The 17,492-nt window shown below is 56.2% G+C and carries 19 protein-coding genes; 12 read left to right on the top strand and 7 right to left on the bottom strand.

Going from position 1 to position 17,492, the window contains the following annotated elements; genetic code table 11:
* Nucleotides 1-22: 22 nt before the first annotated feature.
* Nucleotides 23-1,126, bottom strand: coding sequence for a suppressor of fused domain protein (locus OC597_RS03180; RefSeq protein WP_262207403.1), 1,104 nt, complete (start codon nt 1,124-1,126; stop codon nt 23-25).
* A 110-nt stretch (nt 1,127-1,236) separates the two neighbouring features.
* Nucleotides 1,237-2,139 carry a LysR family transcriptional regulator gene (locus OC597_RS03185; protein WP_207975916.1) on the bottom strand — a complete coding sequence of 301 codons (903 nt, stop codon included), beginning with the start codon at nt 2,137-2,139 and terminating at the stop codon, nt 1,237-1,239.
* A gap of 119 nt (nt 2,140-2,258) precedes the next feature.
* Here OC597_RS03185 and OC597_RS03190 point away from each other — a divergent pair, with 119 nt between their 5' ends.
* Nucleotides 2,259-2,768: a phenolic acid decarboxylase gene (locus tag OC597_RS03190; protein WP_261253785.1), complete on the top strand. Its 510-nt coding sequence runs from the start codon at nt 2,259-2,261 to the stop codon at nt 2,766-2,768.
* 3 nt (nt 2,769-2,771) lie between these two features.
* Here OC597_RS03190 and OC597_RS03195 read toward each other — a convergent pair whose 3' ends face one another.
* Both OC597_RS03195 and OC597_RS03200 read right to left on the bottom strand, forming a co-directional pair.
* Nucleotides 2,772-3,653 (bottom strand): oxygenase MpaB family protein, encoded by an 882-nt coding sequence (locus tag OC597_RS03195; protein WP_262207406.1) that lies wholly within the window; start codon nt 3,651-3,653, stop codon nt 2,772-2,774.
* 58 nt (nt 3,654-3,711) lie between these two features.
* Nucleotides 3,712-4,692 carry a quinone oxidoreductase family protein gene (locus OC597_RS03200; RefSeq protein WP_261251916.1) on the bottom strand — a complete coding sequence of 327 codons (981 nt, stop codon included), beginning with the start codon at nt 4,690-4,692 and terminating at the stop codon, nt 3,712-3,714.
* 119 nt (nt 4,693-4,811) lie between these two features.
* On the opposite strand from OC597_RS03200, the gene OC597_RS03205 reads away from it, so the two are divergent.
* From OC597_RS03205 to OC597_RS03220, 4 genes are all read left to right on the top strand, one after another.
* On the top strand, nt 4,812-5,702 hold the full coding sequence (locus tag OC597_RS03205) for a LysR family transcriptional regulator (protein WP_262207408.1): 891 nt from the start codon (nt 4,812-4,814) through the stop codon (nt 5,700-5,702).
* A gap of 249 nt (nt 5,703-5,951) precedes the next feature.
* Nucleotides 5,952-6,977, top strand: a complete 1,026-nt coding sequence (locus tag OC597_RS03210) for a methionine ABC transporter ATP-binding protein (protein ID WP_262207410.1) — start codon at nt 5,952-5,954, stop codon at nt 6,975-6,977.
* On the top strand, nt 6,970-7,638 hold the full coding sequence (locus OC597_RS03215; protein WP_262207412.1) for a methionine ABC transporter permease: 669 nt from the start codon (nt 6,970-6,972) through the stop codon (nt 7,636-7,638). Before OC597_RS03210 ends, OC597_RS03215 begins: the two co-directional genes overlap by 8 nt.
* A 17-nt stretch (nt 7,639-7,655) precedes the next feature.
* Nucleotides 7,656-8,477 carry a MetQ/NlpA family ABC transporter substrate-binding protein gene (locus OC597_RS03220; protein ID WP_409977047.1) on the top strand — a complete coding sequence of 274 codons (822 nt, stop codon included), beginning with the start codon at nt 7,656-7,658 and terminating at the stop codon, nt 8,475-8,477.
* A 57-nt stretch (nt 8,478-8,534) separates the two neighbouring features.
* Here OC597_RS03220 and OC597_RS03225 read toward each other — a convergent pair whose 3' ends face one another.
* On the bottom strand, nt 8,535-9,179 hold the full coding sequence (locus tag OC597_RS03225; RefSeq protein ID WP_261424645.1) for a TetR/AcrR family transcriptional regulator: 645 nt from the start codon (nt 9,177-9,179) through the stop codon (nt 8,535-8,537).
* 174 nt (nt 9,180-9,353) lie between these two features.
* Here OC597_RS03225 and bhsA (OC597_RS03230) point away from each other — a divergent pair, with 174 nt between their 5' ends.
* The 6 genes from bhsA (OC597_RS03230) (at nt 9,354) to OC597_RS03255 (ending at nt 14,651) form a co-directional block, all read left to right on the top strand.
* Nucleotides 9,354-9,611: a multiple stress resistance protein BhsA gene (gene bhsA / locus OC597_RS03230; RefSeq protein WP_261251911.1), complete on the top strand. Its 258-nt coding sequence runs from the start codon at nt 9,354-9,356 to the stop codon at nt 9,609-9,611.
* A gap of 202 nt (nt 9,612-9,813) precedes the next feature.
* Complete coding sequence (gene bhsA / locus OC597_RS03235) at nt 9,814-10,071, top strand: multiple stress resistance protein BhsA (protein WP_099063954.1); 258 nt, start codon at nt 9,814-9,816, stop codon at nt 10,069-10,071.
* A gap of 115 nt (nt 10,072-10,186) precedes the next feature.
* Nucleotides 10,187-11,044, top strand: a complete 858-nt coding sequence (gene dapF, locus OC597_RS03240; RefSeq protein ID WP_261463119.1) for a diaminopimelate epimerase — start codon at nt 10,187-10,189, stop codon at nt 11,042-11,044.
* A 187-nt stretch (nt 11,045-11,231) separates the two neighbouring features.
* The gene (gene amyA / locus OC597_RS03245; protein ID WP_261251909.1) at nt 11,232-12,722 is read left to right on the top strand and encodes an alpha-amylase; all 1,491 of its coding nucleotides are present in this window, start codon (nt 11,232-11,234) and stop codon (nt 12,720-12,722) included.
* Nucleotides 12,723-12,845: 123 nt separating this feature from the next.
* Nucleotides 12,846-13,694, top strand: coding sequence for a PA4780 family RIO1-like protein kinase (locus tag OC597_RS03250; protein WP_085115729.1), 849 nt, complete (start codon nt 12,846-12,848; stop codon nt 13,692-13,694).
* A 144-nt stretch (nt 13,695-13,838) separates the two neighbouring features.
* Entirely contained in the window at nt 13,839-14,651 is an 813-nt protein-coding gene (locus OC597_RS03255) for an AraC family transcriptional regulator (RefSeq protein WP_261283943.1), read from the top strand.
* Here OC597_RS03255 and OC597_RS03260 read toward each other — a convergent pair.
* Nucleotides 14,648-15,241 carry a LysE family translocator gene (locus tag OC597_RS03260; RefSeq protein ID WP_262207418.1) on the bottom strand — a complete coding sequence of 198 codons (594 nt, stop codon included), beginning with the start codon at nt 15,239-15,241 and terminating at the stop codon, nt 14,648-14,650. The genes OC597_RS03255 and OC597_RS03260 overlap by 4 nt on opposite strands.
* An 84-nt stretch (nt 15,242-15,325) precedes the next feature.
* A complete protein-coding gene (gene lsrG, locus OC597_RS03265; protein ID WP_085115728.1) occupies nt 15,326-15,619 on the bottom strand; it encodes a (4S)-4-hydroxy-5-phosphonooxypentane-2,3-dione isomerase in 294 nt (97 codons plus the stop codon).
* Nucleotides 15,620-15,806: 187 nt separating this feature from the next.
* On the opposite strand from lsrG, the gene lsrK reads away from it, so the two are divergent.
* Nucleotides 15,807-17,372, top strand: a complete 1,566-nt coding sequence (gene lsrK, locus OC597_RS03270; RefSeq protein WP_261424652.1) for an autoinducer-2 kinase — start codon at nt 15,807-15,809, stop codon at nt 17,370-17,372.
* Nucleotides 17,373-17,492: the final 120 nt, after the last annotated feature.

Genomic DNA, 17,492 nt, shown 5'->3' on the forward strand with positions numbered 1-17,492 from the left:
CTCCCGTGAATTTAATCGAAGATCAGCATAACGGTTGGCGCGGGCGGAAGATATGGTCAACGCCCTGTTCACGCAATTGACTCACCAGATCGTGGCCGCCATTCGGTGTCGCGTGCGCCAGCAGACGCTCGGCTTCAAAAACCGGGCTGGCCCAGAAAATATTCACCGGATCGCCATACTGTTTCGGCAAGGTCAGGTGCTCGCTGTACGGGTAAAACGACGAGGAAAGCACATAACCCTCATAGCCCTGCGGCGCGACTTCAGACTCCAGGGTATGGCCTTCGCCAAACCAGGTAATTTTAGCCCAGGGAGCGTGGGCAAGCCCGGCCAGCGCGCTGGCCATCTGCACCGCGTTCTCCTCGGTCATGTACTGGCCGTCGATGGCGATGCCCATTTCCATACGGCGGTAGCGGGGAGCTTCGTCGTTAAACAGGATTTCCACCCACGGCATCGGGCGGATACTGACGCCCATGGTGAGAAAATAGTAGATGCCATCGCGCTCATGCTGAGTAATGGCCATCGGCGGCCATTTACCCTGGTCGATTGCGTAGTATTTCACCGAAGGACCAAAGTGCTGATCGTAAATCGCCTGATAGTCGTTCTGCATTTTTGGCCACGGATTACCCTCTTCCCGCTGCCAGCTACGCCAAAACTGACGGGTACTTTCCGCCAGTGCATACTGGGTATTGGTGGAAGCAGAGCCGAGCGGATAAGCCAGCGGGCTCTCTTTGATGCAACTGGCGGAATAGCACACCGAGTGGTCGATATACAGGCTCCAGCCGGGGATCACTGCCAGCAGTTGGCCGTAATACCACAGCGCCGCACCGTCGTCGCTCTCCGTCCAGACCACCATCAGCCCTTCCGGGTTCAGCGGTGCTTCCCCTTCCAGATTGCGGCAAAACTCGGCTGCCAGCATCGGTGGCTGGCCCAACGCCAATGCCGCACTGTCTTCCTGTTGCGGCGCGGCCGCCAGGTTACGCAGCCAGCAGGCTCGGACCTGAAAACGTTCGCTATTTTCTTCTGAAGGATAAATATAAAAATAGGCAGCCCGATGATCTTGCTGAACCACCGCCACCAGCGTCTGGTTCTCATTACTGACTTCAGCAAGTACGTGTGACTCGTTCATATAACCTCAAATAGGCTCAAGGCGCAGAATAATGCTGCACGCTAAATAAAATGGAAATTGGCTTTTGCCCAGTGTAAAGCGCATTAGCGGCCGGATCACCCGTAAAAGTCTCAAAATTTCGGGCTGTTGGCTAATTGATGGTCGGATTGCACCGCATCGGTAATCATTTCCGCCATCGCCCTGGTCGTCAGATCAAAATACCCCTGAGGATCCCCATAAATTAAATATAGCGGCGTGGCACGGATCCGCTGACCGGCGAGCGGTAAGGGCTGCAATTCACCACTGGCCAGCAGCCCGGTGATCCGGTCCTGCGGCAACCAGCCATATCCCACCCCATGACATATCGCCTGTATCGCCGCATCAAAGGTGGTAAAACTCCACGCGGCGTCTGCATCCGCTTGCTGCAGAGGATCGGTAATCACCACGCGATGAAAACGAACCAGTTCGGCCTGGGTCAGTGGGCCCTTCAATTGATGCAACGGATGGTGGCGATGGGCGACGGCGATAAAATTCACATCCATCAAAAAACTACCGTCCACTGAAGCATCCGGCGGCAACGTGGTGATGTATAAGTCGGCATCAGCTTGCGCCAGCAGTTCCCGACTTTCCCCTCGCAGGATCTCACGCAACCGCACCTGAGTTTGCGGATAGCGCTGTTGAAATTGCCGCAGCGCGCGGAACAGTAACGGCTTCGGAAAAACGCTGTCTGCTACCAGCGTTAACGCCACCTTCTCACCTTGGGTAAACGCCGCCGCCCTCGCTTCAAGCTGGCTGAAAGCGGTAATCAGCGGTTTGGCATGTTCCAATAATGCCCGGCCTTCGACCGTCAACTCCGCCTTACGGCCGACAATCATCAGCAATTTAACCCCCAGCCGCTCCTGCAAGGTATGCAAACTGTAACTCACCGAGGATTGGCTGCGGTGCAGGTATTCAGCCGCCTGAATATAGCCCCCTTGCTCAATCACGGTCTGCAGCGTGTGCCACTGATCCAGGGTGGTTTTGGGTGCCCGCATCCTCGCCTCCTAAAACATCTAAAAATTCGATTATTAACCGCCAATATTAGCGTTTTTATATCGATTTTTATCAGCGTAGGCTACTCCTATCGACTTAAAACTCTCCCCATAAGGAACACATAATGAGCAGCTTCGACAAACACGACCTGAGCGGTTTTATCGGCAAACATCTGGTGTATACCTATGACAATGGCTGGAATTATGAAATCTACCTGAAGAATGCCGGCACCATCGATTATCGGATCCACAGTGGGTTAGTGGGCAATCGCTGGGTGAAAGACCAGGCGGTCTACGTGGTTCGGGTGGCCGCAGAAGTGTATAAGATCTCATGGACGGAGCCGACCGGGACTGACGTTAGCCTCATCGTCAATCTGGGCGATCTGATTTTCCACGGCACCATTTTCTTCCCGCGCTGGGTTATGAATAATCCGCAGCACACCGTGTGTTTCCAAAATGAACACCTGGCACAGATGGCGGCCTATCGTGAAGCCGGTCCGGCGTACCCGACTGAAGTGATCGACGAATTCGCCAGCATCACCTTTGTACGCGACTGCGGTGAAAACAATGAGCAGGTGATTAACTGTCCGGCCAGCGAGCTGCCGGCAGATTTCCCCGCCAACCTGCGGTGACCATCAATGTGCTACGGCGGTTTTGTTAATTCGTCGTAGCGCTCGCTGATAGGAACCGTTACGCATCGAAGCCCGCAGCACTTTACCCACCCCACCGGCACCGACCCGCACCAGTTTTTGTCGCAACCTGCCGGAAGAAAAATCAAACTGCTGCTGTGCCCAATCCGGCAGCAGATCAATACCCGCCTGCATTACCAGAGCGCCAAAAGGTTGTGCCAGCCTGCTCGGTGCCGGAGCCGCCAGCAGAATGCGCGCCACTTCCTGCGTGCGCTCATCACACACCAACTGCGGCCGCATCCGCTGCAGATAATCTTCGATTTCACAACAGGATACAGGGATATCGCGCGCCCCCAGGGCAGCGGCGACGCGTGCCGCCTCACGGTAATAGCTGTCCTGCTGTTCGCGGGCAAGATGAGGGTTGCGGTAACGCAGATGGCTGGCCAAAAAACAGCGGCTTTCCACCACGTGCACCCAGGTGAGCAGGTCCGGATCGCTGGCAGCATAAGCCCTGCCGTCGCTGCTGACGCCGTTGACCCGCAAATGAATGGCTTTGACTTTGGCGATCAACCTTTCGGCCTCGGCAGTGGGGCCAAAGGTGGTGACGGAGACAAACTGGCTGGTACGGCGCAGGCGGCCGAGCATATCGTCACGAAAGTTGGAATGGTCCCAGACGCCGGCCAGCGCCAACGGGTGCAGCATTTGCAGCAGCAAGGCGCTGACACCGCCGCACAGCATCGAGGTGAAATCACTGTGTACCTGCCAGATAACCGACTGCGGCCCAAACAGGCCCGGATCACCCGGCGGGTTCTCGAAATCGACCCCGCCGAGTGCCAGCCCGGTCAGGCCGATCACCTGTTTCTCTATTGCCGCGCGTATCACTTCCATTCTGACTGACCCCGATTATCGCCTGGCGGCCAGTGTAGCATGCAGGGGAAGGCCGTTTTTAACTCTGCGGGTCGCGATCGTTGAGCAGCACAATCTTGCCGGCAAAGCTGCGATCCTCCAGCCGACGGTGGGCGGCCGCCCCTTCGCTCAGCGGGAAGGTTTCGATATGGGGCACGGCAAATTCGCCGTTCTGCCAACTGCTGAACAGGCGTTCAGCCCTGTCACGCCGTGCCTCGGCGCTATTAAGATAAGTCCAGAGATCGCCGCCGACCACGCCTTTGGAATCCATCATCAGGCCGTAGGCAGAAATCGCCGGTGCCTCGCCGCCCGCCATCCCAAAGGTGACGACCCGGCCACCAGGGCGCAGCGCATCGATGCTCTGCTGCAGCGTGATACCGACCGAGTCGAAACCGTATTCAACGCCACCGCCGGTCAGCGCGGCAATTTGCGCCACCCAATCCTGCTGATAGGTGAAGGCTGCTGCGGCACCGTTGTTCAGTGCGATCTGTTGTTTGTGCGCCGAAGACACCACAGCGTAAACCTGTGCGCCACGCGCCACCAACATGCGGGTCAGGATCTGCCCGACACCGCCCGCCGCTGCATGTACTAACGCGCGATCGCCCGCCTTCACCTGCACGCTGTCATTAATCAGGTACTGCGCCGTCAGCCCCTGCAGCAGAATTGAGGCGGCCTCGACGTCGCTCAACGCCTGTGGTAGCCGCAGTGCATGTTCCACCGGCACATTGATACGCGTGGCATGACAAAAAGGCACATCGGCGAAACCAATCCGCTCCCCCAGCTGCCAGCCATTGACGCCCTCGCCCACGGCGATAATGGTGCCCACGCCTTCGTAACCGCCGATATGCGGCGGGTTACCGTGCAGCACGTAATTGCCTTTGCGGCGGTAGATATCGGCAAAATTCAGCCCGGCAGCGCCCATGCGCACCTGCACCGCGCCCGCCGGTACCGCTGGCGTCGGTAACTCAAGGTATTCGAGCACGTCCGGCCCGCCAAAGTGTTCAAACGCTAATGCATGCATGTTGCTGCTCCGGGAAATTCCACCAATAACACACTGGCGGTCGATAGAAGGATTATCGCAAAGCGCTATAATCAGGCAAAGTGGCCCGCAGAACATTCAGAAAACACCAGGGGTTTATAATGGATCGATTAACCAGCATGGCGGTGTTTGTGCGGGTGGTGGAAAAAGGCAGCTTTGTCGCCGCCGCTGAGGAGATGGCAATCTCCCCGACCATGGTCGGCAAGCACATCCGTTACCTGGAGCAACGCCTTAATGCGCCGCTGCTGAACCGCACCACCCGCCGGCAGGGGCTGACCGAGGCCGGTCGGGTGTTCTACGAACGCTGCCGCCGTCTGCTGGCCGACGCCGATGCCGCCGAAGCCAGTGCCCGGGCGCTACTGAGCTCCCCCAGCGGGCTGCTGCGTATCAGCGCACCGGTCACTTTTGGTAACCGCGTTTTGACGCCGATCCTCACCGAATTCCTGCAGCGGCACCCAGAGGTCGAGGCGGAGGTGGTGCTGTCGGATCGCAAAGTGGATTTGATTGAGGAAAGCTACGAAGCCGCATTTCGCATCGGCCCGGTGGCGGACGACGGCCTGGTGGCGCGCGCCCTGCCCGATTACCGCATGACGCTGGCCGCCTCGCCGGACTATTTGGCGCAGCAGGGTGCTCCAACGCAGCCGACCCAGCTCAGTACGCACAGTTGCTTTGGCTTCAGCCAGTGGGACGGCAACCACTTCTGGCGGTTGCAGGGGCCAGAGGGGGAAATTAGCGTGCCGGTCAGGCCACGGCTGCGGATGGACTCTGGCGAAGGAGTGCGCCGGGCGGCGCTGGCCGGGTTTGGTATCGCGCTGCATGCCGGTATGCTGCTGGACGAAGATATTGCTGCTGGCCGGCTGGTGCGGGTCTTGCCGGACTATTCCCCGCTACCGCGGCCGATGCACCTGGTCTATCTGCCCGAACGACGGCAGTCACCCAAGCTGGAAGCTTTTATCGCCCTGACCGTCGCCAGACTTTGGGGACGCGCCTGAACAAAACACCGCGGCCAAAATCGCCCTCGGCCGCGGTTTCACCATCACTTCTGCTCATCATTTTATATATCAAATCAGAATAACTAATAGAATTTATATTCTTCCTGTCACTATAAAGCCCCGGTAGGATTGGCCTGTATTCACCAGCAACAGAGGTTCCGCCTGCCCTTTGCTCCGAGAAGCCGAGCCCTCTGGCGCTGCGCGCTCCGGGTGGAATACTGTGATGTATTAATAAGGATCCGCTTCTCTATGATCGTTCTTTCGAACGTTTGCAAAACTTTTGACAGCACACAGGGCCGCGTTATCGCGGTAGATGATGTCAACCTGGCGGTCGAAGCCGGGCAAATTTACGGCATCATTGGCTATAGCGGGGCCGGTAAAAGCACCCTGATCCGTTTGCTTAACGGACTGGAAACCCCCACCAGCGGCAGCATTCAGGTCGACGGTTTCGATATCGCCGCCGCCAAAAGCGACCAGTTGCGCCAGGCGCGGCTGAAAATCAGCATGGTGTTTCAACACTTCAACCTGCTGTGGTCACGCACCGTCAGCCAGAACATTGCCTTCTCAATGCAAATCGCTGGTGTGCCCAAGGCACAGATTAAACCGCGTGTGGCGGAACTGGTGGCATTGGTTGGCCTGCAGGGCCGCGAAGAGGCTTATCCTTCGCAGCTCAGTGGCGGGCAGAAACAACGCGTCGGCATCGCCCGCGCGCTGGCCAATAATCCAGGAGTATTGCTGTGCGATGAGGCTACCTCGGCGCTCGATCCCCAGACCACCGATTCGATTCTGGACCTGTTGCTGGACATCAACCGCAAGCTGAACCTGACCATTGTGCTGATCACCCATGAAATGCACGTAGTGCGCAAAATTTGCCATCGCGTGGCAGTGATGGAAAACGGCCGCATTGTCGAAGAAGGCCCGGTGATCGACGTTTTCACCCGGCCGCAGCAGCCGATTACCCAGCAGTTCGTTAAACAGGTTTCGCAATATCAGGAAACCGAGGAAAGCTTTAACCCCTTGCTGGCCCAGCACCTGCCGGGGGCGATCTTCAAGCTGACCTTTGTCGGCGTGCAAACCCATCAGGCGGTGATTTCCGACGTGATCCTGCGCTACAAGGTGAGCATTAATATTCTGCACGGCAAGATAACCCAGACCCTGAACGGATCCTTTGGCGAATTGTATATCCACGCCAATGGCAACGATCTGCAAATCGACAGCATGCTGAAATCATTGAAAGAACAACAGATCGCTGCTGAGGTGATTAAACATGATTGAGTCACTGTTCCCTCACCTGCGCATTGACCCGTTGCTGAACGCTACCCTGGAAACCCTGTACATGACCGGTATCGCCGGGCTGGCGACGCTGGTGCTGGGCATCGTGCTGGGGGTGCTGCTGTTCCTGACCTCTCGCGGTCAACTGTTGCAAAATCGCCTCATCTATTCGCTGATTTCAGTGCTGGTCAACGTATTCCGCTCCATCCCCTTCATCATTTTGATCGTGTTGCTGATCCCGTTCACCAAGACGCTGATCGGCACCATTTTGGGGGCCGACGCCGCGCTGCCGGCGCTGATTGTCGGTGCAGCCCCCTTCTATGCACGACTGGTTGAAATTGGCTTGCGCGAGGTGGACAAGGGAGTCATCGAAGCGGCGCGCTCCATGGGTGCCAAAACCAGCACCATCATCTTTCGCGTGCTGCTGCCGGAGTCTTCCCCGGCGCTGGTTTCCGGTATTACCGTCACCCTGATCGCCCTGGTGAGCTACACCGCGATGGCCGGGGTGATCGGCGCAGGCGGGCTGGGTAATCTGGCCTATCTGGAAGGTTTTCAACGCAATCACGGTGACGTGACGCTGGTGGCGACGCTGACGATACTGTTGATCGTTTTCGTTATCCAGTTCATCGGCGACACCATTACAACAACGCTCGATAAACGATAAATAACCAGGGAATAATGATGATGAAAAAGCAAATGATGATGCTGGCTTTCGCCTCACTGACCGCGTTAGCCTCCTTTGGTGCCGTGGCGGAGACCAAGCTGGTGGTTGGCGCGTCCAACGTACCGCACGCGGAGATCCTCGAGCAGGCCAAACCGATTTTGGCGAAGGAAGGCATTGATCTGGTGATCAAACCCTTCCAGGATTACATCCTGCCGAATACAGCGCTGGCCAGTCACGATATTGACGCCAACTACTTCCAGCATGTGCCCTACCTGAATTCGGTACTGAAGGACCATGCGGGCGATAAGAGTTACGACTTTGTCAGCGCCGGGGCTATCCATATCGAGCCGATCGGCATTTACTCCAAGAAGTACAAGAGCCTGAAGGATCTGCCGGACAACGGCAAAATCATCATGCGTGATGCGGTGGCAGAGGAAGGTCGTATTCTGTCTATCTTTGAAAAGGCAGGCGTGATTAAGCTGAAACCGGGCGTGAGCAAAGTGGATGCACGCATTACCGACGTGGTAGAAAACCCGAAACATCTGAAGTTCCTGGCGAACGTGGAAGGAGCACTGTTGCCACAGATGTACAACAACGATGAGGGTGACGCGGTGGTGATTAACGCCAACTACGCCATCGATGCCGGGCTTAACCCGACCAAAGACCCGATCGCGGTCGAAAGCGGTGAAAACAACCCCTATGCCAACATTATTACCGTGCATAAGGCCGATGTGAACAAGCCGGAAATTGTAGCACTGGTGAAAGTGCTGCATTCCAAGGCGATTCAGGACTTCATCCGCCAAAAATACCAAGGCGCAGTGATCCCGGTTAACCAGTAATTAAAAGCAAGGCCGCCGCGATGCGGCCTTGCCCTTTATCGAACAACACGCCCCTCCCTAGACCTTATTGCCCACCTGGCTCAGACGCGGCCAAACCAGCATCAATGCATCGAGCAAGCGGTATAAATCCTCACGGCTGGCCCCTTCACGTGCCTGAACCGACATGCCTTCAATGGTGCAGACGATGTATTTCGCCAACAGCGCGGTATCGGTTTTCGCCAGTAACTCTCCTTGCTGCACCTTGCGGTCAAAACAGTCTCGCAGGCTGGCTTCATTAGAATGATGCTTGTTACGCAGCATCTCGGCGATGTCATCCGACGACGAAGACAGCGCTGCGGACGCGCATACCATAAAGCAGCCGGACGGCGTATCAGGATCGGTAAACACTTCAGCTGAAGAACGCACATAGGCTTCAACGATTTCCGCTATCGGCAGATCCTGCTCCAACAGTTGATTGGTGCAGGTGGTGTACTTTTGCAGATAACGCTCCACTGCCGCGCGGAACAGCCCTTCTTTATTACCGAACTCGGCATACAGCGTTGGCGCTTTGGCACCGGTAACTTCAACCAGATCGGCCAGCGACGTTGAGTCATAACCGTGCCGCCAGAACAGATCGAGCGCGCTATCCAGCGCACGGTCGCGATCAAACTGCTTCGGTCTGCCACGCGTTTTCTTGGCGCAGACCTCTTCATTGATACTCATAGACCCTCTCTTATCCCGCCCCGCAGCAGGGCTCGCCAATTAAATTAACGATCATTATAAAAAAATATTGCGCTGCCGTCGAGAAGCGATTAACATTTAGTTATCGATCGTTAAGTAATAACAACGACAGACATTCAAATCCCAGTTTACGCTGTTAGAATAGGAATTAACATCATGAAAAACTTAAAAATTGCTCTTACCGCCATCGTTCTTGCCTCTGCTTCTTTCGGCAGCTTCGCCGCCGATCTGGTCAACAGTCAGCCGGCTGATCAGCAAAAAGTCGGCGTGATCACCGTCAGTGGCGCTTCAGATATCACCACTCTGGAAGCCGGTTTAGCGGCCAAAGCTGACGCCGTCGGTGCAAAATCATTCCGCATCATTGGCGCCGGGGGTAGCAACCAACTGCACGGAACAGCAATAATTTATCAATAACAATCAGTTAATCGTCATCCTCGGGGCCAGTAACGGCTATTACCTTCCCGGTTAACGACGATAAGAAACAAATTAATTAACGAACATTAAAAAAATAGTTGCAAAGCATCGAACAGGCGACTAACATTAAATTATCGATCGTTAATTAATTTAACGACCCAATAAAAACATCGTAAAGAATATCGAGATAGGAAATAAGACCATGAAAAACCTGAAAATGACCATCGCTGCCATCGCACTGGCTTCTGTTTCTTTCGGTAGCTTTGCCGCCGACCTGGTAAATGCTCAACCGGCAGATCTGCAAAAAGCCGGTGTGGTTACCGTCAGTGGGGCTTCCGACCTGACCAGCCTGGAAAACAAACTGGCTGCCAAAGCAGATGAAGCAGGCGCCAAATCATTCCAGATCATCTCAACTACCGGCGACAACAAACTGCACGGTACGGCGATCATCTATAATTAATTGCTGATTCAGCAATTACGCAAAGAGGCGGCCCTGGCCGCCTTTTGTTTTATTGCCCCGCCGAAAATCTGTTGTAATCTGTGGTGCCCTGCCACAACAAAATCTGACAGATACCATGACGCCATTGCTGTTCCACAAATATCACGGACTGGGTAATGATTACCTGGTGTGTCACCGCTCTGTCGCTACACAACTGACTAACGAACAAATACGCATCTTGTGTCACCGCCATTACGGTATTGGGTCGGACGGTTTGCTGATCGACAGCGGAGACAGCGTAAACCCTACGCTACGCATCATTAATCCAGATGGCTCAGAAGCGGAGAAAAGTGGCAACGGTCTGCGCATTTATGCCCGTTATCTTTTCGATATAGGCCGAGTCAATCACCTGCCGTTTTGGGTACATACCGCAGGTGGTGATGTGCGCTGCCAGGTTAACGAAGATAAACACCAAGTTCAGGTGGATATGGGCCGCGCCAATTTCAATCCGGCAGCACTGCCGGCGCTGGTCGATTTGCCCGAAGCACTCAACTACCCGCTTTCATTGGCAGAGGAAACCCTCAGCGTGTCTCTGGTGTCGATGGGTAACCCACACTGCGTGGTACCGGTCGCCCAGCTTGATTTGGCACAGGTTCACCGGCTGGGGCCACAGATCGAGCATCATCCACTGTTCCCCAAGCGGACCAATGTACAGTTGGTTGAAGTGATAGATCGCAATACGTTACGCATTGGCATCTGGGAACGGGGTGCCGGTTTTACTATGGCTTCCGGCAGCAGTAGTTGCGCTGCCGCCAGTGTGATGCGCAAGCTGAATCAGGTGGGTGATAAGGTTACCGTCCACATGCCGGGCGGCCAATTGCAGATTAGCTTCAGTGACGACTTTCAAGTCAGCATGCTCGGGCCGGTGCATAAGATTGCCAGTTTGACGCTGGATGAAGACTGCTTTATCGGCGGTGAGGGTGCGTTGCGGTGATATTGCAGAGGCACAAATCTGTGCAATTTTGCATGAACACTCTCTAATCTGCGATAACTTCTCAGGGTGGCACATGTGGCCGCCCGAACCGAGTTTCCCTTTTACCAAAAGTAGCCCATGCTGTAACAGGATGGGGTGGGCGACGGCTCATCCCGCACCTCTTTCTGGCAAATAGGGATGCTGGCTCATGACGAAAAAAACCACCTTGCTGCAGTTTTTCCATTGGTATTACCCCGATGGCGGTAAGTTATGGCCAGAGGCCGCAGAACGTGCCGCGCAAATCGCGCAGTTGGGTATCACCGACCTGTGGATCCCCCCGGCCTATAAGGGCGCTTCCGGCGGCTATTCGGTGGGTTATGACAGCTACGATTTGTTCGACCTGGGCGAGTTCGACCAAAAAGGCAGCCGCGCCACCAAATACGGCGACAAAGAGGCCTTGGCGCATGCCGCCACTGCGCTGCGTGATAACGGCGTGCGGGTGATTTATGACGTGGTCTTCAACCACAAGCTCGGTGCCGACGAAAAAGAGCAGGTGCACGTGTATAAGGCGGACGCTAACAACCGCAACGATATTAACGACCAGGGCTTCGACGCACTGGCCTACACCCGTTTCACCTTCCCCGGCCGACAGGGCACCTACTCCAAATTTATTTGGGATTACAAATGCTTTGGTGGGGTTGATTACGTTGAACAGCCCGATGAGAAAGGCGTGTTCAAAATCGCCAATGACTACGGTGACGACGGCTGGAACGATCAGGTCGGCGATGAGAAAGGCAACTACGACTATCTGATGGGTGCCGACGTTGAATTTCGCAACCCGGCGGTGGTAGAAGAGCTGAAATACTGGGCGCGCTGGCTGCTGGAAACCCTGCCGTGCGACGGTTTCCGCCTGGATGCGGCCAAACATATCCCCGCCTGGTTCTTTAAAGAGTGGGCTGACCACGTGCGTGACAGCGCACAGCGCGATCTGTTTATCGTCGCCGAATACTGGTCGCACGATTTGGCCGCGTTACAACAGTATATTGACCTGGTCGAGGGCAAAGTAATGCTGTTCGACGTAGCCTTGCACCTGAAGTTTCATCAGGCATCGAAACAGGGCGACGGGTTCGACATGGCGCAGATGTTCACCGATACCCTGACCGCTGCCGATCCGGCCCATTCGGTCACGCTGGTCGCCAACCACGACACGCAACCGCTACAATCGCTGGAAGCGCCGGTCGAACCCTGGTTCAAGCCGCTGGCCTACGCCCTGATCCTGTTACGCGAACAAGGGGTGCCCTGCGTGTTCTATCCTGACCTGTACGGTGCCAGCTATAAAGATAAAGGCAGCGACGGCCAGGAGTACCAAATTGATATGCCGATCATCCCTGAGCTGGAAAAGTTGATTCAGGCGCGACAACGCTTTGCCAACGGCGTGCAAACCGATTATTTTGATGATAAAAACTGCGTGGCCTTCAGCCGCAGCGGTACCGCCGAAGCGCCTGGTTGCGTAGTGGTACTGACCAATGGGGCTGAAAGCGGCAAAGCGGTTTCGCTGGGCACCGAACTGGCGCATAAAAACTGGCGCGATCTGCTCGGTAACCGTCAGGATGAGGTCACCACCGATGAACAGGGGAAGGCGACTTTCCCGGTTAACGGCGGCAGCGTCAGCGTTTGGGTACTGGCAGAAACCCTGTAGCGGGTGCGCCGTTGCGGCCATGTGTCGCAGCGACGGCAAACTAAATTTTGCCTTTCGGGTCTAAATTTGGCTAACACCTTAGCAAACCATTCACACCGGAGCCTAAATAGGGTACAAGGCTGCATGAAAATTCCAAAACGACTCCAGCCATTGGTAGATGATGGTTTAATCGACGACGTCATCCGCCGTTTGAAAAGTGGCAAAGAAGCCGACGTCTTTATCGTGCGCTGCGGCGAAGAGATCCGCTGCGCCAAAGTTTACAAAGAAGCAGACAAGCGTAACTTCAAGCAGGCCGTGAATTACCAGGAAGGCCGCAAGGTGCGTAACAGCCGTGATGCCCGTGCCATGAGCAAAGGGTCGAAATTCGGTCGCCAGCAGCAGGAAGAAGCCTGGCAGAATACCGAGGTCGATGCGCTGTATCTGCTTGCCAAAGCGGGCGTACGCGTACCGCAGCCGGATATCTGTCTGGATGGCGTGCTGCTGATGGAACTGATCACCGACGAAGAAGGCCTGGTGGCCCCACGTCTGAGCGATGTCACCCTGACACCGGAACAGGCGCGTGCCGATCACGCACTGATGATGAACTACGCGGTGCGCATGCTGTGCGCCGGGCTGGTGCATGGCGACCTGTCGGAATTCAACGTGCTGATGGACAAAAACGGGCCGGTGATTATCGATTTGCCGCAGGTGGTGGACGCGGCAGCCAACAACCACGCCAAAAGCATGTTCGAGCGTGACATCAACAATATGTCGCAGTTTTACGGCCAATACGCACCGGAACTGCTCGACAGCAAGTATGCCAAAGAAATTTGGGCGCTGTATCAGGAAGGTAACCTGACACCGGCCAGTGTGTTGACCGGTAAGTTTGTCGAGAGCAACAAACGCGCCGATGTCGGTTCAGTGCTGGAAGAAATCCAGGCGGCCAGCGAAGAGCACCAACGTCAGTTGATGGCGCGCAACGAAGAAGATTAACCCCCACCCGGCCATATCCAGTGTGGCCGGGGTTTATTCAATCCTGAACACAGCCACACGCATTAAAAATCATCCTCCTGATTCCCTCCCGCACCCATTTTACGCTATAACAAGCTAGCCCCGTCGTCGCAGAAAGGAAAGCTCATGACCGCTACCGCGCCGCAATTCTGGCGTGACCCGCAGCTCCCTTTTGTGGAAGCTCGCGCCATTGAAGATGGCCGCAAAGTTTGTTACGCCCTGCATAGCCATGAAATTTTCTCCATCGGGGCTATCACCGACGGCACCAGCATTTATATTAATGGCAACCAACAACGGCAGGTCAGTACCGGCGACGTGGTGGTGATTAACCCGCAGCAGGCCCATGCTTGCAATCCCATCGGTGAGCAACGCTGGTCATATATCATGTTTTATATTGATGCCACCTGGCTGGGTAAACTGCAGCAAGAGATCGCCGGTGGCGACGGGGGTTTTATTCCGTTTGAGCAGGTGCTCAGCCGTGCCCCTGCCCTGTTCAATGGCCTGAACCAGCTGTATGCGCTGCTGATCGCCCCGCAGCATTGCCAGTTGGAAAAACAGATTGCCCTGGTGGAATACTTCACCGAGCTGCAAATCCGCCTGGGTAATGTCCGCCTGGCCGCAGCCAAGCACCCAAGGCTGGAGGCAGCGGCAACCTTTATCAGCCAACATTGCACCCAGCCGCTGACGTTGGAAGCCATCTGCCAGGCGGCAGCGCTCTCGCCTTCTTACTTAATCCGCGCCTTTAAACAGCGTTACGGCATGACGCCGCACGCCTACCTGGTCAATCAGCGTATTCAGTTCGGTCACCGACTGCTGAAACGGGGCTATCCGATCGCCGCGGCCGCCAGCGAAAGCGGCTTTGCCGATCAGGCGCACTTTCAGCGCACCTTCAAACTGCTGCTGGCTGCCACCCCTGGCCAATACCAAAATCCACGCTAAACGCCGTCGGCCAGCAGATAGCAGGCGCTAGCCACCAACAGCAACGCCATCAAGCGATTAAAACGCCGCACATGGCGAGCCTGTTGCAATAGACCGGTCAGCATCGCACCGGTGTAGGCCCAGCAGGCCACCGAGGCATAGCAGACGACAAAATAAATCACCGCGAACTGCCATAACAGCAACCGGTCTCCGTCGGCAACAAACACCCCCAAACTGGCCACTGACGCCAGCCAGGCCTTGGGATTCAGCCACTGCAACCCGGCGCCATACCAGAACGACGGCGCTTGCGACTGATTGCCGTTGCCCAGCCGTCCGTCGTCAAAGGCCAGTTGATAAGCCATAAACAACAAAAAAGCGATGCCCGCCCACTGGATCAGCTGCGTCAGCACCGGCCACAGTATCAGCAACTTGTGCAGGCCCAGCCCAATCAGAATCAATAGCAGGGTAAAACCCAGCGTGGCACCAAAAACATGCCGCTGGGTGGCGTTAAAACCGAATTGTGCCCCGGCGCTCAGCGCCACGATATTGACCGGGCCGGGAGTGATGGAAGAGGCCAGCGCAAAAGCGGCCATCGAAAGATAAATATTCATTACAGGCACCTGAGAAAGAGTTCACAGATGCCAGACTGACGGCTTGGGAGCCCCCTGTATTGAACAAAATTACCCTACTGCCTGCTAACCCGGCATCAGGCCGATAAAGCTGGTTTTCTTGCGCGGCCCGGTCATCAGCGCTTCCAGTTTTTCCACGCATTGCAGATAGTGCGGCGTCTTTTTGTGGGCAGCGACGGCCTGCTCATCCCGGTAGGCTTCATAGATATAAAAACGCGTCGGGATAGTTTCATCCTGCAACACGTCAAAACGCAGATTGCCCGGCTCTTCGATCGCCCCCAGATGATTGGCGCGGAAGACCTCAATAAACTCGTCGACTTTGTCCTGCTTAACGTTAATTTCTACCAGTGTGACGTGCATGGCGGCTCCTTGTTTAACCCTGAAGGTCAATGTGCTTTCCAACCATAGGTTTATTCCCGCTGATTTACCCCCCGCAACGGCAATTTTGCAGTGCAGTTCACAAATCCTGCCGACCCCGCCGCTTCCACCAGCAGTGCGCAGAGCACGGCATCTATAGTTAAGATCCCAATCCCAGAGAGTGTGAGCTATGGATAACTATTTGATGGCACTGGACGCAGGCACCGGTAGCATTCGCGCGGTCATCTTCGATCTGGCAGGTAATCAAATCGCTCAGGGCCAGGCGGAATGGCGGCATCTGGCGGTTCCGGGGGTGCCCGGCTCGATGGAGTTTGATCTGGCCCACAACTGGCAACTGACCTGCCAGTGTATCCGTCAGGCACTGCAGAATGCCGCTCTCTCTGGCCAGGCGATCCGCTCCGTAGCCTGTTGCTCGATGCGTGAGGGTATTGTGCTTTACGATCGCGACGGCGTGCCGATCTGGGCCTGCGCCAACGTTGATGCTCGCGCCAGCGAGGAAGTCAGCGAACTGAAAGAACTGCATAACCACAATTTCGAACGTGAGGTTTATCAGTATTCCGGACAAACGCTGGCATTAAGCGCCATGCCGCGCCTGCTGTGGCTGGCACATCACCGCCCGGACATCTACCGTCAGGCGGCGACGCTGACCATGATCAGCGACTGGCTGGCCAATATGCTGAGCGGCGAGCTGGCGGTCGATCCTTCCAATGCCGGGACCACCGGCATGCTGGATTTGGTCAGCCGTGACTGGCGCCCGGCATTGCTCGACATGGCCGGGTTGCGCGCCGATATGCTGTCACCGGTGAAAGAAACCGGCAGCCTGCTGGGACACATCACCGAGCAGGCGGCACAACAAAGTGGCCTGTTGCGCGGCACGCCGGTGGTAATGGGCGGCGGCGATGTGCAACTGGGCAGCCTTGGGTTGGGGGTAGTGCACGCCGGACAAACGGCGGTGCTGGGCGGCACCTTCTGGCAGCAAATCGTCAATTTGCCGGAACCGGCCACCGACCCGGAGATGAACATCCGCATCAATCCGCACGTGATCCCCGGCATGGCACAGGCAGAGTCGATCAGCTTTTTCACCGGATTAACCATGCGCTGGTTCCGCGATGCCTTCTGCGCCGAAGAAAAACTGATGGCCGAACGGCTGGGCGTGGATGCCTACAGCCTGCTGGAAGAGATGGCCGCGCGAGTGCCGCCAGGGGCTTACGGAGTGATGCCGATATTTTCCGACGCCATGCATTTCAAGACCTGGTATCACGCCGCGCCTTCGTTTATCAACCTGTCACTCGACCCAGAGCGCTGCAATAAGCAAACCCTGTTCCGCGCACTGGAAGAGAACGCCGCCATTGTTTCGGCCTGCAACCTGGAACAGATTGCCAGTTTCTCCGGCGTACAGGCGCGCTCGCTGGTATTTGCCGGCGGGGGCTCAAAGGGCAAGCTGTGGAGCCAAATCCTTAGCGACGTGACCGGCTTGACGGTGCGCGTGCCAGTGGTGAAAGAAGCCACTGCGCTGGGCTGCGCCATTGCCGCCGGAGTGGGTGCCGGGTTGTATGAGTCGCTGGCACAAACCGGTGAAAGTCTGGTGCGCTGGGAGCGTGAGTACCAACCGGACATGGCCAATCATGAACTGTACCAGCGGCAAAAAGAGACCTGGCAGCAGGTCTATGCCGATCAACTCACCCTGGTAGACCATGGCCTGACCACCTCGATGTGGAAAGCGCCGGGCCTGTGAGCCTCCTCCGGGCGCACACCTGTTGCGCCCATCACATAAGCTTATGCCGATTAAGCCTTTGGCCTGCCGGTTGGCCGCCAGCCCCAGTTGACTTGCCCTGCCTGATTATTCCCCCACAGA

The sequence above is a fragment of the Serratia proteamaculans genome, from assembly GCF_946227095.1.
GTDB classification, from domain to species: domain Bacteria; phylum Pseudomonadota; class Gammaproteobacteria; order Enterobacterales; family Enterobacteriaceae; genus Serratia; species Serratia proteamaculans_E.

Excerpts from the sequence above, each read along its gene's own strand:
- OC597_RS03180 (WP_262207403.1), bottom strand. The coding sequence starts at position 1,126 with ATGAACGAGTCACACGTACTTGCTGAAGTCAGTAATGAGAACCAGACG.
- OC597_RS03185 (WP_207975916.1), bottom strand. The coding sequence starts at position 2,139 with ATGCGGGCACCCAAAACCACCCTGGATCAGTGGCACACGCTGCAGACC.
- OC597_RS03195 (WP_262207406.1), bottom strand. The coding sequence starts at position 3,653 with ATGGAAGTGATACGCGCGGCAATAGAGAAACAGGTGATCGGCCTGACC.
- OC597_RS03200 (WP_261251916.1), bottom strand. The coding sequence starts at position 4,692 with ATGCATGCATTAGCGTTTGAACACTTTGGCGGGCCGGACGTGCTCGAA.
- OC597_RS03205 (WP_262207408.1), top strand. The coding sequence starts at position 4,812 with ATGGATCGATTAACCAGCATGGCGGTGTTTGTGCGGGTGGTGGAAAAA.
- OC597_RS03210 (WP_262207410.1), top strand. The coding sequence starts at position 5,952 with ATGATCGTTCTTTCGAACGTTTGCAAAACTTTTGACAGCACACAGGGC.
- OC597_RS03215 (WP_262207412.1), top strand. The coding sequence starts at position 6,970 with ATGATTGAGTCACTGTTCCCTCACCTGCGCATTGACCCGTTGCTGAAC.
- OC597_RS03220 (WP_409977047.1), top strand. The coding sequence starts at position 7,656 with ATGATGAAAAAGCAAATGATGATGCTGGCTTTCGCCTCACTGACCGCG.
- OC597_RS03225 (WP_261424645.1), bottom strand. The coding sequence starts at position 9,179 with ATGAGTATCAATGAAGAGGTCTGCGCCAAGAAAACGCGTGGCAGACCG.
- bhsA (WP_261251911.1), top strand. The coding sequence starts at position 9,354 with ATGAAAAACTTAAAAATTGCTCTTACCGCCATCGTTCTTGCCTCTGCT.
- bhsA (WP_099063954.1), top strand. The coding sequence starts at position 9,814 with ATGAAAAACCTGAAAATGACCATCGCTGCCATCGCACTGGCTTCTGTT.
- dapF (WP_261463119.1), top strand. The coding sequence starts at position 10,187 with ATGACGCCATTGCTGTTCCACAAATATCACGGACTGGGTAATGATTAC.
- amyA (WP_261251909.1), top strand. The coding sequence starts at position 11,232 with ATGACGAAAAAAACCACCTTGCTGCAGTTTTTCCATTGGTATTACCCC.
- OC597_RS03250 (WP_085115729.1), top strand. The coding sequence starts at position 12,846 with ATGAAAATTCCAAAACGACTCCAGCCATTGGTAGATGATGGTTTAATC.
- OC597_RS03255 (WP_261283943.1), top strand. The coding sequence starts at position 13,839 with ATGACCGCTACCGCGCCGCAATTCTGGCGTGACCCGCAGCTCCCTTTT.
- OC597_RS03260 (WP_262207418.1), bottom strand. The coding sequence starts at position 15,241 with ATGAATATTTATCTTTCGATGGCCGCTTTTGCGCTGGCCTCTTCCATC.
- lsrG (WP_085115728.1), bottom strand. The coding sequence starts at position 15,619 with ATGCACGTCACACTGGTAGAAATTAACGTTAAGCAGGACAAAGTCGAC.
- lsrK (WP_261424652.1), top strand. The coding sequence starts at position 15,807 with ATGGATAACTATTTGATGGCACTGGACGCAGGCACCGGTAGCATTCGC.